At 63.5% G+C, this 14,112-nt stretch carries 14 protein-coding genes; 9 read left to right on the top strand and 5 right to left on the bottom strand.

The window, feature by feature from the left end; genetic code table 11:
- Positions 1-8: 8 nt before the first annotated feature.
- The 3 genes from tssA to PQR08_RS09585 form a co-directional block, all read right to left on the bottom strand.
- Positions 9-1,058: a type VI secretion system protein TssA gene (gene tssA / locus PQR08_RS09595; protein ID WP_250487323.1), complete on the bottom strand. Its 1,050-nt coding sequence runs from the start codon at positions 1,056-1,058 to the stop codon at positions 9-11.
- A 44-nt stretch (positions 1,059-1,102) separates the two neighbouring features.
- Positions 1,103-1,588: an Hcp family type VI secretion system effector gene (locus tag PQR08_RS09590; RefSeq protein ID WP_035498968.1), complete on the bottom strand. Its 486-nt coding sequence runs from the start codon at positions 1,586-1,588 to the stop codon at positions 1,103-1,105.
- Positions 1,589-1,762: 174 nt separating this feature from the next.
- On the bottom strand, positions 1,763-1,999 hold the full coding sequence (locus PQR08_RS09585; RefSeq protein ID WP_250487322.1) for a hypothetical protein: 237 nt from the start codon (positions 1,997-1,999) through the stop codon (positions 1,763-1,765).
- A gap of 168 nt (positions 2,000-2,167) precedes the next feature.
- On the opposite strand from PQR08_RS09585, the gene PQR08_RS09580 reads away from it, so the two are divergent.
- Positions 2,168-2,713: an RNA polymerase sigma factor gene (locus tag PQR08_RS09580; protein ID WP_250487422.1), complete on the top strand. Its 546-nt coding sequence runs from the start codon at positions 2,168-2,170 to the stop codon at positions 2,711-2,713.
- Complete coding sequence (locus PQR08_RS09575) at positions 2,697-3,527, top strand: anti-sigma factor family protein (protein ID WP_250487321.1); 831 nt, start codon at positions 2,697-2,699, stop codon at positions 3,525-3,527. Before PQR08_RS09580 ends, PQR08_RS09575 begins: the two co-directional genes overlap by 17 nt.
- Before the next feature lie 36 nt (positions 3,528-3,563).
- On the opposite strand, the gene PQR08_RS09570 is transcribed toward PQR08_RS09575, so the two are convergent.
- Positions 3,564-4,283 carry a TetR/AcrR family transcriptional regulator gene (locus PQR08_RS09570; protein ID WP_250487320.1) on the bottom strand — a complete coding sequence of 240 codons (720 nt, stop codon included), beginning with the start codon at positions 4,281-4,283 and terminating at the stop codon, positions 3,564-3,566.
- Positions 4,284-4,458: 175 nt separating this feature from the next.
- Between PQR08_RS09570 and PQR08_RS09565 the strand changes: the two genes are divergently transcribed.
- From PQR08_RS09565 to PQR08_RS09545, 5 genes are all read left to right on the top strand, one after another.
- The gene (locus PQR08_RS09565; protein WP_250487319.1) at positions 4,459-5,307 is read left to right on the top strand and encodes a fumarylacetoacetate hydrolase family protein; all 849 of its coding nucleotides are present in this window, start codon (positions 4,459-4,461) and stop codon (positions 5,305-5,307) included.
- A 58-nt stretch (positions 5,308-5,365) separates the two neighbouring features.
- Entirely contained in the window at positions 5,366-6,304 is a 939-nt protein-coding gene (locus PQR08_RS09560) for a VOC family protein (protein ID WP_250487318.1), read from the top strand.
- Positions 6,305-6,393: 89 nt separating this feature from the next.
- Positions 6,394-8,010, top strand: coding sequence for a bifunctional 3-(3-hydroxy-phenyl)propionate/3-hydroxycinnamic acid hydroxylase MhpA (gene mhpA, locus PQR08_RS09555; protein WP_250487317.1), 1,617 nt, complete (start codon positions 6,394-6,396; stop codon positions 8,008-8,010).
- Positions 8,011-8,034: 24 nt separating this feature from the next.
- Positions 8,035-9,135, top strand: coding sequence for a porin (locus tag PQR08_RS09550; RefSeq protein WP_250487316.1), 1,101 nt, complete (start codon positions 8,035-8,037; stop codon positions 9,133-9,135).
- Positions 9,038-10,444, top strand: a complete 1,407-nt coding sequence (locus PQR08_RS09545) for an MFS transporter (protein WP_408161267.1) — start codon at positions 9,038-9,040, stop codon at positions 10,442-10,444. Before PQR08_RS09550 ends, PQR08_RS09545 begins: the two co-directional genes overlap by 98 nt.
- A gap of 15 nt (positions 10,445-10,459) precedes the next feature.
- Here the strand turns inward: PQR08_RS09545 and PQR08_RS09540 are convergent, their stop codons facing one another.
- Entirely contained in the window at positions 10,460-11,395 is a 936-nt protein-coding gene (locus tag PQR08_RS09540; protein ID WP_238211700.1) for a LysR family transcriptional regulator, read from the bottom strand.
- Between the two features lie 151 nt (positions 11,396-11,546).
- Here PQR08_RS09540 and speB point away from each other — a divergent pair, with 151 nt between their 5' ends.
- Positions 11,547-12,521 carry an agmatinase gene (gene speB / locus PQR08_RS09535; RefSeq protein ID WP_250487314.1) on the top strand — a complete coding sequence of 325 codons (975 nt, stop codon included), beginning with the start codon at positions 11,547-11,549 and terminating at the stop codon, positions 12,519-12,521.
- Positions 12,522-12,602: 81 nt separating this feature from the next.
- The gene (locus tag PQR08_RS09530) at positions 12,603-14,111 is read left to right on the top strand and encodes an aldehyde dehydrogenase family protein (RefSeq protein ID WP_250487313.1); all 1,509 of its coding nucleotides are present in this window, start codon (positions 12,603-12,605) and stop codon (positions 14,109-14,111) included.
- Position 14,112: the final 1 nt, after the last annotated feature.

Here is a 14,112-nt window from a genome sequence, read left to right as displayed (position 1 = left end):
GGGGCCCGTCAGACGACGCCGCCCAGATGCCTGAATTGATGCGCGCCGTCCGGCGCGACGTCTTCGATGATCTCGATGAAGCTCTTGCCGACGAGCCTGCGCGCGCGTTGCAACAGCACCGGCAACGGACTCGACGGCTCGCACTCCGCGTAGTACGCGCAGATCGCGTCGAGCGCGTCGCTCACATCTTTCGCGCTCGCGATGCGTCGGGGCGCTGCGGGCCCGGCCGCGACGGCGCGATGCGCCGCCGGACCGGAACCCGCGCCCTCTTCACTGCTGCTGGTCTCCATCGCCCTTCCCCCCGTATCCGGATCCAGCACCTCGACCCGCGCCGCCACGAAGTCCCCGATGCGCCCGAGCGGCCGCGAAAGCGGACCGAAATCGAGCGCGCGCGCCGGCCCGACGTGAGCGGTCAGCGTGCTCTCGATCTTTTCGAGCGACGCCCGCGCCGACGAGAGCGCCGCGCACATCGCCCGCGCCGCGTCGATGCCTTCCTGCGCGAACGCCGCATCGATGGCCGCGAGCGTCGGCATCTCGTCGCCTTCGGAAAGCGGCGCTTCGCCTGCCATCACATCGAGCTCGCGCAGTGCGAAACCGCGCTGGCCGCGCGGCGCGACGAAGGGCACGTCGCGCAGCTCGCCCACGAGTCCCGCGTCGTCGACGAGCGCCGAGAGCGCGTTGACCCGCGCGGTCGGATCGTCGTCGTCGCTGGCATCGAGCTGCGGATGCACGCCGCCCCAGTGCCGATCGAGCAGCCCTTCGATCAGCGCGAGGCCTCGCGCCAGCCCGATGAAACCCTCGCGGACCGTGCCCGAACGCGTGTAATGCACCGCCACGCGCAGATCGCGCGTGCGTTCGAGCAAGGTCATCGAGAGCGAGTGGGCGAGCGTCCAGTCGGGCGGCGTGGCGGCGATCACGGTGCCGCCGTACTGGGCGTCGGGCTTGCCGGCGAGCGCCTCTTCCAGAGACCGGAAATCGGCGCTGTACTCTTCGTCCTCGCCGCACGGAACATCCGGCGAGAGGTCGGCGAGCCAGGCTGCGATATCTGCGCGATTCATGGTGAAGTCCGTAAGAGGCGTGGGTTAGTGTGTGAACCGGCGGTTCATTCCGACTTGTTCTTCGGGATGTTCCACTTGCCCGTCACCACGCCGCCCTTCTTCGCGCCGGTGTTGTCCTGCGGCTGATACTCCATGTTGAATTGCGCGAAATTGAGCGTGACGCTCTCGGCAATCTGATCGCCGCCGCCCGAGCCCACCGAATGGCTGCTGATGAGCACTTCCTTGAGCGTGATCTTCAGATACTCGACCGGCTCGTTGCCGCCCGCCTTGCGCAGCGTGAGCACGGCTTCGGGCATGTGCACGCCCTGGCAGCACGACTGCACGATCGTGGGCGAGCTTTTATCGACGTACTTGCTGATCGTGAGGTCCTGCACCGACGCGGTTCCGGTGCCGCCGCCCGTGCCGGTGTGCGTGGTGCCCATCTGCGAGCAGCCCCAGGACCAGCTCAGCACCTCGATCTCTTCGGTGTGACCCACCGCCAGAGATTCACCCTTGATATCGCCCAGCTTGAGAAACATATCCACAGCCATGTCAGTCTCCAGAGAAAAATGCGCCTTGCGGCACAGGCAAAATTCGCGTCGCCATTGGATCGCGAAGCTTGGTTTGCGGGCTATAAGCGCACCGCATTGATTCGGATACCTAATTCATAACGATGCTGCGGCGCGTTCGAAACGCCGCGCATCAACCCGAATTCAAATCGAAATTCATTCGCCGAGCGCGCGGCGGATCGCCGTCGCCACGGCTGTCGCGTCGCCGCGTTCGCACAGCGCAGCCCAGCTTTCAAGCGTGTTACGACTCACCGCCGCCGCTTCGCAAAGCTGCGCAAATCGCGCGAGGGTTGCCGTCGAACCGGCTATGCTATGAAAACGTTCGCGTCCGATGCACGCGTCCAGCATGACCGCCATGCCTGCCTGCCGGGCGCGGTCGAGGAGGGTCTCCATGATCTGTCTCCTAATCGGTGGTTCGAGTGCGCGCCGTTGCGCGATCCGTGACCCGAAAACAGCCGCCCCCACCCGCTTATTCCGCAAAAAAAATCGAAAAATTTTCGGAATAGATCGGCTTCTGGAGTGTTGTCAATCATGAGCGCGCCCATCACAGGAGCTGCCCCGATGAACGACGACGACCTGCCGACCGTCCTGCCGACGCTGTTGCCTCGGTTATGGCGGTTCGCGCTGCGGCTCACGCAGAATCAGCACGACGCCGAGGATCTGGTGCAGCGCGCCTGCGTGCGGGCGCTGGAGCGGCGCAGCCAGTTGCAGCCGGGGACGTCGACGCTGAGCTGGCTGTTTTCGATCGTGCATTCGACGTGGATGAACGAATTGCGCGCCCGTTCGATTCGCAGCCGCGGCAGCATGGACTGGCAGGACGAGGAGATCGAATCGTTCGCCGATCCTTCGGCGCGTAATCCGGAGCTCGATTTGCTGCATCGCCAGGTGATCGACGCGGTGGAGACGCTGCCCGAAGCGCAGCGGGTCGTGATGGTGCTGGTGGCGATCGAAGGCCTGAGCTATCGCGAGGCGGCCGAGGTGCTCGACGTGCCGATCGGCACGATCATGAGCCGGCTGTCGCGCGCGCGGCTTACGATCGGTCAGAAATTCAGCGTGCAGGCTCCGGCGGCAACCAGAAAGGAGAATCCTTATGATGAATGTCGATGATTCGCTGCTGATGTCGTACGTCGACGGCGAGCTTTCGCCGGAACAGCGCGCGGAAATCGAAGCGGCGATCGCGCATTCCGACGAGCTGGCGGCGCGCGCAGCGGCGCTGCAGGCGTCGGTCCTGCCGTATCGCGCCGCCTACGACCGGCAAACGGTGCCGCCCGTGCCGGAAAGCCTTACGCGCCGCATCGAGGAGCTCGTGAGCGTCAGCGCGCCGCAAGAACGCAAGGCGCCGCGCGGCACGCGCCGCTTTTCGATGCAGTGGGCGGCCGCGGCCTTCGTCGCGGGTGCGGTCTGCTCGGGCGTGCTCACCGGTTATCTCGGCGGCTACAACCCGTTGAATCGCGGCGCCGATCCGTGGGTGCAGAGCGTGGCGGACTATCAGGTGCTCTACGGGCGCGACACGGTTTCCAATCTGCGCGAAGACAAGGCCAGCACGGAGCAGGTTCTGGCCGATATCCACCAGCGCGACGGCATGCCGGTCGATGTCCCGGACCTGCGTCAGGTCGGCCTCAAGTTCAAGCGCGTGCAGCGCCTGAATTACCACGACCGCCCGCTCATCCAGATGGTGTATCTGCCGGAGCGCGGCGATCCGGTCGCGCTGTGCGTGATCGAGGAAAACGAGAGCGACGCGCCGGTGCGCTCCGGTCAGGTCGGGGACATGAAGACGGTCACGTGGCGCACGAACCGGCTCGCTTACGTGCTGCTCGCGAAAGCGCCTTCGCTCGACCTTCAGGCCGTCGGCAACAGCATCGCCAGCGGGAAGACCATTCCGCTATACAGCGACCGCGCGGAGGGCGCGCGCGACAGTTAGCCAAACGCGTGCGCCCAGGAGTGCCTTCTCCTGGCCTTAACGAGCCGCGTCACGACGCGCGCCGCCGTCTTCGACCGCCGATGCATCGACTCGCTCGAAGATGGCGCCGCGCGGCGCTGAAGGATCGGCGATCGGCGCGTAGGCGAGTTTTCGGGCTTCCTTCGCTCCGATGCCAAAGGCGCGCATGAGCGCGTACATCGATTGCTCGGCGTAGTCGACGGGCGCGTCGCCGGATAAAAGCGTTTCGATGCCGTACATGATCGAGCCGAGCGCGATATCACGCGCGACGACCACATCCGCGACGTCGAACCGGCCGGCATCCAGGGCCATCTGCAGATCCCGCATGAGGTACTCGTCGAGCAGACGGCCTCGCGATCCCCGTTTCGTGCCCACTCGCGTGATGAACGCGCCCCACAGCGGATAACGCGCCGCCATGCTCATGTAGAGGCGCGAACCCACCACCACGCGCTGCGCCGGATCGTCGATCGCGCGCACGAGCGGATCGATGACGGCGAGCACTTCGTCGCTGCTTTCGCCGGCCACCGCCGACAGCAGTTCCGCCGTCGTGCGGAAGTAGTTGTAGAACGTCCCACGCGCGACGCCCGCCGCAGCGATGAAATCGTCGATGGTCGGAGCGTCCGCGCCCTTCTCCGCAAAAACCGCCAGCGCGCTTTCGATCAAACGAATGCGCGTCTTTTCGCGTCGCAACGCACCCACGCGCGTCCGGTGATTTTCGCTCGATTCTGTCGCTTCCATTGGCTATCCCGTTGATCCGGTTTGATTTTAGCAGCGCCCACACTGTGCGGGTTTGTCCTGATCGAATTCATATTGACGAGTTTGTCATTTTGCATAGAATTGGAACTGACAAATTCGTCAATACGAGATTCAGCACACCCGAGGCACTTCGTCTCCGGGTCTACAGGAGGCAGAAATGAGGTTCGTCAGTTTCGAAAAGAATGGCCGTGCAACCCTCGGCGTGCGCGAAGGCGATTACGTGCGCGTCATCGGCGACGAGCCGCTGGAATCGCTGCTCGCACGCGGCGTCCGGCTCGATGAATATGCAAAGAGCAACGCGACGGAGGACAAGATCCCTGCCGCCGGCCTCAAGTACCTTCCGCCGCTGCAAAGGCCGCCGAAGATCGTTTGCGTGGGTCTGAACTACGCCGACCACACGAAGGAAAGCAAGTACGAGCAACCCGACTACCCGACGCTGTTCCTGCGCGTCAATACGAGTCTCATTGCGCACGAGCAGCCGATGATCCGTCCGTCCGTGACCGATTCCGAAGGGCTCGATTACGAAGGCGAAGTCGCGGTCGTGCTGGCCACGGGCGGCCGCCATATCTCGAAGGAAGCCGCGCTCTCGCACGTCGCGGGCTACGCGCTCTTCAACGACGGCTCGGTGCGCGAGTATCAGTTCAAGACGCCGCAATGGACCGTCGGCAAGAACTTCGACGGCACGGGCGCGTTCGGCCCCGACCTCGTGACCGCCGACGAGCTGCCCGAAGGCGCGAAAGGCCTGCTGCTGGAAACGCGCGTGAACGGCGAGGTGGTGCAATCGGCCAGCACCGACGACATGGTCTTCGATGTCGCAACGCTCATCAGCGTGATCAGCGAGGCCATCACGCTCGAACCCGGCGACGTGATCGTGACGGGCACGCCCTCGGGCATCGGCTGGGCGCGCACGCCGCGCCTCCTGATGAAAGCGGGCGACGTTTGCGAAGTGTCGGTGGAAAAGATCGGCACGCTGCGCAATGTCATCGCCGACGAAGCCGCGCGCTAATTCCTTATCCGCGAAGCCGGCCGCAGAGCCGGCGCTTATCGAACATGGAGACACGGTCATGAGCGACCCTGCCGTAGCATCCGCATGCGCGAGTGTTCACTCGATCGATCACTTTGCGCTCAACGTTCCCTCGCTTGCCGATGCCGAGCGTTTCTTCAGCGCGTTCGGTCTCGATGTGACAGCGTCCGCCGACGAACTCGAGTTGCGCGCAGCCGATGGACATCGCTGGGCGCGCATCATTCCCGCATCGAGAAAGTCGCTCGCGTATTTGAGCTTCAACTGCTTCGAAGCGGATTTCGCAGCGATCCTCGAACAGGTGAAGGCGACAGGCGCCGACGTGATTGCATCGCCCGAAGAAGGCTTCTGGTTCCGCGATCCCGACGGCAATCTGATCCAGGTGAAAATCGGCCCCAAGACGACGCCGTTCGACAAGGCACCGTGCGTCGTCGCATCGAGCCATGCGGACGAGCGCGGCGCGCACATGCGCTCGGAAGCGAAGACCGTGCGTCCGCGACGCCTCTCTCATGTGCTGCTGTTTTCACCGGACGTCCTCGGCGCGCTCGATTTCTACGGCAAGGCGCTCGGCCTGCGCCTGTCGGACAAGTCGCTCGACATCATCGCGTTCACGCATGCGCCGCACGGCAGCGACCATCATCTCGTCGCGTTCGCCAAGAGCAGCGCGCGCGGCTGGCACCACGCGGCGTGGGATGTCGATAACGTGAACCTCGTCGGTCAGGGCGCGTCGCAAATGGCCGCAGCCGGCTTTACGAAAGGCTGGGGTACCGGCAGGCACGTTCTGGGCTCGAACTACTTCCATTACGTGCAGGACCCGTGGGGTTCGTTCTGCGAGTACTCCGCCGATATCGACTTCGTGTCGGCAGGCGAAGCGTGGCCTGCCGGCGATTTCGCACCGGAAGACTCGCTCTATCTCTGGGGCCCGCCGGTCCCCGACGACTTCATCCACAACACCGAAGCCGGCGTCGTCTTAGCAGACTGATCGCTTCACACCCTTTGCATCGATTCGATGGCAGCCGGTTCATCCGGCGCCAGGGCACAACTCGCTCTATTTTCAGCAGGTGAACCGAAATGACAGATCAAACCATTCTCGACGTCGCTATCGTCGGATACGGACCCGTCGGGCAATCTCTTTCGATATTGCTCGGAGAACGCGGCTATAACGTCGCGGTCTTCGATCGCTGGCCTTCGCTGTATCCGCTTCCGCGCGCCGTATTTCACGACCACGAGATCCGTCGCGTATTCCACGCGATGGACATCGGAGAAGACGTCGAACGCATCTCGCAACCGTCGTCCAAGTATCAATGGTTCAACGCGGACTGGAAGACGCTCGTCGAGATCGACTGGTCGGCGGAATCGATCAGCGATGGACCGGTGGGCTATCTCTTCAATCAGCCGTCGCTCGAAGCGCTGCTCGACAAAAAGGCGAAGTCGCTTCCGAACGTCTCCGTGCAACAGGGCTGGGAAGCAACCGCTTTGCGCCAGTTGTCCGACTGCTGCGAACTGACGCTGCGTCGCGGCGTAATGAACGGCGCGACGTGGGATCCGACCGGCGAGACTCAGACGGTGCGCGCACGCTATGTCGTCGGCGCGGACGGCGCGAACAGCTTCGTGCGCAAGTCGCAGAAGATCGAGTTCGATGATCTCGGCTTCCAGGAAGACTGGCTCGTGATCGATCTCAAGCCGAACGACGGCGTGAAGCTCGACGTGCCCGATATCGGCCAGTGGTGCAATCCGGAACGCCCGACGACGATGGTGCCGGGCGGCCCGGGCTTGCGTCGCTGGGAGTTCATGCGTCTGCCGCACGAATCGATCGAAGAATTGCAAAAGCCGGAGAAGGTGTGGGAACTGCTGTCGCCCTGGGTCACCCCGGAGAACGCGACGCTCGTGCGCCATGCCGTCTACAAGTTCCGCTCGCTGATCGCACGAAACTGGCATAGCGGGCGCGTCGTGCTCGCGGGCGACGCTGCGCATCAGATGCCGCCGTTCATGGGACAGGGCATGTGCTCGGGCATTCGCGACGCATGGAATCTCGCCTGGCGCTTCGACCTGATCCTCAAGGGCACTGCATCGGACCGCGTGCTGGAGGACTACACGCCCGAGCGCCGCCCGCAAGTGCGTGCGGTGATCGATGCATCCATCGCGATGGGACAGGTCGTCTGCATCTCCGACAAGGAAGAAGCGGCTCGCCGCGACGCGGCGTATCTCGCGGGCGACGTGCCTGCGCTGCCGCCCTTCCCCGGTCTCACCGATGGCCTGATCTGCAAGGACCCCGCGTTCGCCTGCGAAAGCGTGGCCGGACTGCTGAGCGTTCACGGCAAGGTAATGAACGTGGACGAAGCATCCCGTTACGACGAAGCAGTGCCCAACGGCTTTCACGTCATCGCGCTCGACGCGCACCCGAACCGCTATCTCGACGCGCAAGGCAAGGCCGCTCTCGCTGCCATCGGCGGGCGTTCGATCGGCATTACGAGCGACGCAGACAAAGCCGTCAAGGATCGCGTGCTGCTCGACGTCACCGGCAAGTACAGGCAGTTCTTCGATGAGCACGGCGTCGAAGCCATCATCGTGCGGCCCGACTACTACATCTTCGGCGGCGTGAAGACGCTCGAAGAACTGCCGATGTTGCTGAGCGATCTAGTGTCGCGTCTTTCGGTCGACGAGCGCACGGAAGCGGTCGTCCTCTGACTCAAAACAAAAAAGGAAAAGAACATGAGGAAGACACTATGCGCGCTGGTCGCGGCATGCGCGCTCGCTCCGCAAGCCAGAGCGCAAAGCAGCGTGACGCTGTTCGGCATTCTCGATGTCGGCGTGAGCTATGTGAGCAACGAAAACGGCAGCCATAACTTCAAGGCCGACGACTCGATCTGGACGCCGAGCATCTGGGGCGTCCGTGGCATCGAGGATCTCGGCGGCGGCTACAAGACCCTCTTCGAGCTTGCGTCGCAGTTCTCGGTGAACAGCGGCGCGGGGATTCCGGGACCGGGCGCCGACTTCAACCGGCAGGCTTTCGTCGGTCTGTCGAAGGACGGCGTCGGGCGCATCACGTTCGGCCAGCAATACAACCTGATGGCCGACTTCCTCTTCTTTCCGCCTGCGAAACTGGACGGCGGCTTCACGTATGGCGGCCTCTACAACATGCGTCAGGGGCCGTTCGCCGCGCTCGGCATTCCCCAGAATCCGACCGGCTCGTTCGATTTCGACCAGACCGGCGGAACGTCGCGCGTGTCGAACTCGGTCAAGATCGTCTCGGCCACCTTCTCAGGCCTGAGGCTCGGCGCACTGTACGGCTTCGGCAACACGCCCGGCTCGTTCTCCGCGAACAACACGATCGGCTTCGGCGTGAACTATGCGATCGGCAACTTCGGTATTGCGGCCGCGTACAACGAAACCCGGTACGCGGCGCTGAACGACGGCCACGACGGCATCCGCAATTTCGGCGGCGGGCTCAGTCAGACCATCGGCGATGTGTATCTCAACGCGCTCTATACCAACACGCGCAACACGCTGACGGGCGGCGTCGTGCAGGCGGTTCAGGCCGGCGCCTTGTACACGTTCATGCCGGATATCCGCTTCGGCGCGAACTATCAGTACATGAAGGGCAACGCGCAGTTGAGCCACAACAGGGCGCAGCAAGTCACGAGCGTCGCTCAGTATCTTCTTTCCAAGCGCACCACGTTGTACGCCGAAGCGGTCTTTCAGTGGACCGGCGGCGATGTCGAAGGCGGACACAACGCCTGGATCAACGGTGCGGGTCAATCGAGCACCACGCATCAGGTCATCGGCCGCCTCGGCCTGCAGACTTCTTTCTGACATCAATCGCTCGTCGCGTGCGACGACATCGCTCTACGATCTGGAGATCGCAAACATGGAACACAACAGGGTTTCAGGGTGGGATATCGCCTATGAGTGGAAAGCCGTGGCCTTGCTGTCGCTGGGCTTCGGACTGGTCGGTATCGACCGGTTCATGATCATGCCGCTCTTTCCCGTCATGATGACGGATCTGCATCTCGACTATCAGGACCTCGGGCACATCACCGGCGCGCTCGCCGTCGCGTGGGGCATCTCGGCGATGTTCATGGGCAATCTCTCCGATCGCGTCGGCCATCGCAAGGTCATCATTCCGGCGATCATCGTGTTTTCGTTGCTGGCGGGCTTGAGCGGTCTTGCAACGGGCGTCGGCTCGTTGATCCTGATTCGCGCCGTGATGGGCTTTGCCGAAGGCGCTTATACGCCTGCCAGCATCATCGCGACACTCGATGCATCGAAGCCGACGCGTCACGGCCGCAATATCGGCATTCAGCAGATGGCGCTGCCGCTCTTCGGTCTGGGCATCGCGCCGATCCTCGTCACGCAGTTGCTGAAAGTGCTGCCGTGGCACTGGATATTCGCGGTGGTGTCGATTCCGGGTTTGCTGGTGGCTTACCTGATGTTCAGGGTGCTGCGCAATACGAAGGCTTCGGCCGCTGCACAGCACACGGCGACGCGCGATGCCGCCACCCACAGATGGACCGATGTCTTTCGCTACCGCAACATAGCGTTGAACATCGTCGGAATGTTGTGCTGGCTGACGTGTCTCGTCGTGCTGAGCGCACTCTTTCCCAGTTACCTGATCGACTACCTGCATCTGAGCATGCAGCAGATGGGTTACGTGCTGTCCGCGATCGGTTTCGGCGGCACGCTCGGCACGCTCGTGATGCCGGCACTTTCCGACAAGCTCGGCAGGAAGCCGGTCATGATCTTCTCGGTGATCGGCGCGGCCGTCTTCCTCTTCCTTCTCATGCGGACCGGTGCGAACCCGACCTTGCTGTTCACGTACCTCACGCTCACGCTTCTGTTCGTCTTCAGCATGATCACGCTGACAGTGGGACCGTTGAGCGCGGAATCGGTGCCGGCGAAGCTGATGTCGACGGCTTCGGGTCTGGTGGTCGGCATCGGCGAAGTGTTCGGTGGTGGATTCGCCCCGGCGATTGCGGGTTACATCGCAAAGCATTTCGGCATTCAGTACATCATGCATCTCGGACTGGCTGCGCTCGCGATCGGGTTTGTCGTGGCGCTCAGTCTGAAGGAAACGGCACCGTCGCGAGCGCGTGTGCAGGCGGGTGCGGTCGCGCTGGATTGATGTGATTTCCCGTGGCTATCGGGATGGGTTGCCGGGCAAGGCCGATCTCAGCGCCTCCTGGCAACCCTGCAGATCGGCCATGAACGCCTTCAGAATGGAAGGCATGGAAACACCCCGCCGCGTGATCGCGCAAAACGGCCACTGCCCGCCCAGCCGCTCCGCGCTGATCCGGCGCATGTCGCCGGTCTCGACCCAACGTGCCGCGTAGTGATTGGGCAGGAACCCCACGTACGCCCCCGACAGAATCAGGATGGCCTGCGCCTCGACATTGTCGACGGTCGCCGCTGCCTTGCTCGCGCTCAACATGCGCAGATCATGCTGCTGGAAATAGCCGCGCGCGACGATCCGGCTCTCGGCGATCGTTTCGGACGATACGTCCGCATCGAACGCGCGCGCATAAAGCGGATTCCCCTTCCCGCAATAGAGGCCATCCGGTTCCGCATAAAGCTCGGCGTAGCTCAGGCCCGGCACGTGAATCGGAAAGTGGCCGATGGCCACATGCAGCCGCCCGTCCAGCACGCGTTCCTCGAGTTCGGCAGGTGAGCCGACATAGACATCCACATGCACATCGTGCCCGCGCGAGACGAACTTCTGCAGCACATGCGGCAGCGGCGATGTCTTGTCGGAAACGGTGTTGTCGATCGTCCCGAGATAAAGCCTTCCCGAGATGTGCTTCTTCAGCGCATCCGTATCCATGCAAAACGCTTCCACCGCAATCTGCAGCCGCTGCGCCGCTTCGTAGGTCGCGATGCCATGCTCGGTCAGACGGAAACCGCCCCGGCCCCGTTCGCATAACTTCAGGCCGAGACGGGTCTCGAGCGTCGTCATCTGTTCGCTGATCGTCGACTGGCTGACGTTCAGGCTCGCCTGCGCCGCCGAAAAGCCGCCGCATCGCACCACGGCCATGAACACCCGCAACAGCTTGAGATCTACGTCCTGCAACTGGGTCATCGGGTTCGCGCCTCCACGCGTCGTTGCTTCGGAAATTCCGATATGAACATCCGATACTCATGATTCTCGTGCCCGCCATTCCTGTTCATAGTCTCTCAAAACAACGCGCAGGCTCAACCTGCGGCCCATCTTGACAGAACAGGAGATGCAGATGAAGGAAAACAACTACGAATCCGGACGGCTCAATCTGCCGTTCGTCGGTCATTGCACGTTCGCGAAATCGCCGGTGTGCCTCGACTGGAACCGCATCGACGCCGACGTGGCGATCCTCGGTGCGCCGAACGACATGGGCACGCAATGGCGCTCCGGCGCACGCTTCGGGCCGCGCAGCATCCGCGAGGCGTCGACCCTGTTTTCGTTCGGTCACGCCGGCGCCTACGATCACGAAGACGACGTGCTGTATCTGAGCCGCGATCAGGTGCGCATGGTCGACGTCGGCGATGCCGACATCGTGCACACCGACATGGCGAGCAGCAACGCGAACATCGAGCTCGCGGTGCGCAAGATCCTGGCGTGCGGCGCGATGCCCGTCACGCTGGGCGGCGATCACTCGATTCACGCACCGGTGATCAAGGCGTTCGAAGGCAAGGGGCCGATTCACATCATTCATTTCGATGCGCATCTGGACTTCGTCGACGAGCGGCACGGCGTGCGCTACGGGCACGGCAATCCGCTGCGGCGCGCCTCCGAGATGGCGCATATCGTCGGCATGACGCAGCTCGGCATTCGCAACGTGTCGTCGTCGAACCGCGACGACTACGACGCGGCGCGCCGTGCCGGGTCGGAGATCCTGTCGGTGCGCGACGTGCGCAAGCTCGGCACGGAAGGCGTGCTCGCGCGGGTTCCCGAAGGCGCGGCCTACTATATAACCATCGACATCGACGGCTTCGATCCATCCATCGCGCCCGGTACAGGCACGCCGAGCCACGGCGGTTTCCTGTACTACGAGGTGCTCGAAATCATCCAGGCGCTCGCCCGGCGCAGTCGCGGAAACATCGTAGGAATGGACCTCGTGGAAGTCGCGCCCGCCTACGACCCCGCCGGCGTCACGCCGATTCTCGCCGCCCAATTGCTGATGAACTCGATCGGCTTCATCTTTCACGAGCGCAGCAAAGCGAATCGTTGAAGGCGCGCCCGCAGGCGCACGGTTCACATCGACATTCACGGGACTCGACATCACGAAGTCCCGGAAAAACAGGAGACGACGTTGGATACCATTGTCCGCAATTATCTGGAGCGTTTCGGCGTTCAGGAAGCCACCACGCGCTTTTTGAACAAGCCGCAGACGATGTTCATCGGTGGCGAGTGGGTGACGGGCGGCGCAGGAGAGACGCTCGATGTCATCGAGCCTTCGACCACGGGTTGCATCACGCAGATTCCGCTCGCAACAGTCGGGGATCTCGATCGCGCGGTTCAGGCGGCGCGCAAGCAGTTCGACGATGGCCCGTGGCGCAAGCTCAAGCCGCTGGAACGCGAGCGCCTGCTGCATCGGCTCGCCGATCTGATCGAAGCCAACGCGACCGAGCTCGCGGAAATCGAATCGATCGACATGGGCAAGTCCGCCGCGCAGGCGCGCGACGTCGACGTGCAGGGCACCATCGATACATTCCGCTACTTCGCCGGCTGGGCCTCGAAGCTGCATGGGCGCACTGTCGAGCCGTCGCTTCCGGGTGACTATGTCGCCTATACACGCAAGGAGCCGGTCGGCGTGGTCGGCATCATCGTGCCGTGGAATTTTCCGCTCCAGACGATGGCGTGGAAGCTCGCGGCCGCCCTCGCCGTGGGCTGCACGGCGGTCATCAAGCCGGCCGAGCTCACTTCGCTATCGACGCTGCGCTTCGCGGAGCTCGTGCAGGAAGCCGGCATTCCGGCGGGCGTCGTCAACGTCGTGACGGGGCGCGGCAACGTGATCGGCGCGGCGCTCGCGCGTCATCCCGGCATCGACAAGCTCACGTTCACCGGCTCGACGGACGTCGGGCGCAACGTGGGCCAGGCGGCCGTGAGCGATATCCGCCGCGTGACGCTGGAGCTCGGCGGCAAGTCGCCGGTGCTCGTGCTCGACGATGCGGACGTCGATGCCGCCGCGCGCGCCGTCGCCAACGGCATGTTTTTCAACTCGGGCCAGGTGTGCGATGCGGGCACGCGCGTGTATGTCCAGCGCAGGATCCACGAGCGCTTTCTCGCCGCGCTCGTCGACTACACGCGCACGTTGAAGATCGCGCCCGGCCTCGATCCCGATTGCTTCATCGGGCCGCTCGTATCGGCGGCGCAGAAGGAACGCGTAAGCGCGTATATCGACACGGGACGCCGCGAAGGGGCCGAGCTCGTCTACGGCGGACGCAGGCGCGATGAAGCCGGGTACTTCGTCGAGCCCGCGATCTTCGCGCATTGCCGCAACTCGATGAAGATCGTTCGCGAAGAGATCTTCGGGCCCGTGCTGGTGACATCGCCCTTCGATGACATCGACGATGCCGTCCAGCTCGCGAACGACTCGCCGTATGGTCTCGCCGCAGCCATCTATTCGAACGACGTGAACCGCATTCACAACCTGGTGCCGCGGCTGCGCGCGGGCAGCGTCTACGTGAACGCGCACAGCACCATCGACCCGTCGATGCCGTTCGGGGGATTCAAGGAATCGGGCTTCGGCAAAGACCTCGGGATGGAGCAGCTCGACCATCTGACGGAGACGAAGGCCGTTTGGATCACGTTGCACTGAG

This window comes from Caballeronia jiangsuensis, from assembly GCF_046030135.1.
In the GTDB taxonomy this organism is placed as follows: domain Bacteria; phylum Pseudomonadota; class Gammaproteobacteria; order Burkholderiales; family Burkholderiaceae; genus Caballeronia; species Caballeronia jiangsuensis.
This window is presented reverse-complemented; position numbering and strand designations above follow the sequence as displayed.

Coding starts and splice junctions, on each gene's coding strand:
- PQR08_RS09540 (WP_238211700.1), bottom strand. CDS start 11,395: ATGACCCAGTTGCAGGACGTAGATCTCAAGCTGTTGCGGGTGTTCATG.
- PQR08_RS09550 (WP_250487316.1), top strand. CDS start 8,035: ATGAGGAAGACACTATGCGCGCTGGTCGCGGCATGCGCGCTCGCTCCG.
- speB (WP_250487314.1), top strand. CDS start 11,547: ATGAAGGAAAACAACTACGAATCCGGACGGCTCAATCTGCCGTTCGTC.
- PQR08_RS09560 (WP_250487318.1), top strand. CDS start 5,366: ATGAGCGACCCTGCCGTAGCATCCGCATGCGCGAGTGTTCACTCGATC.
- PQR08_RS09545 (WP_408161267.1), top strand. CDS start 9,038: ATGTCGAAGGCGGACACAACGCCTGGATCAACGGTGCGGGTCAATCGA.
- PQR08_RS09575 (WP_250487321.1), top strand. CDS start 2,697: ATGATGAATGTCGATGATTCGCTGCTGATGTCGTACGTCGACGGCGAG.
- PQR08_RS09570 (WP_250487320.1), bottom strand. CDS start 4,283: ATGGAAGCGACAGAATCGAGCGAAAATCACCGGACGCGCGTGGGTGCG.
- mhpA (WP_250487317.1), top strand. CDS start 6,394: ATGACAGATCAAACCATTCTCGACGTCGCTATCGTCGGATACGGACCC.
- PQR08_RS09580 (WP_250487422.1), top strand. CDS start 2,168: ATGAACGACGACGACCTGCCGACCGTCCTGCCGACGCTGTTGCCTCGG.
- PQR08_RS09565 (WP_250487319.1), top strand. CDS start 4,459: ATGAGGTTCGTCAGTTTCGAAAAGAATGGCCGTGCAACCCTCGGCGTG.
- PQR08_RS09590 (WP_035498968.1), bottom strand. CDS start 1,588: ATGGCTGTGGATATGTTTCTCAAGCTGGGCGATATCAAGGGTGAATCT.
- tssA (WP_250487323.1), bottom strand. CDS start 1,058: ATGAATCGCGCAGATATCGCAGCCTGGCTCGCCGACCTCTCGCCGGAT.
- PQR08_RS09585 (WP_250487322.1), bottom strand. CDS start 1,999: ATGGAGACCCTCCTCGACCGCGCCCGGCAGGCAGGCATGGCGGTCATG.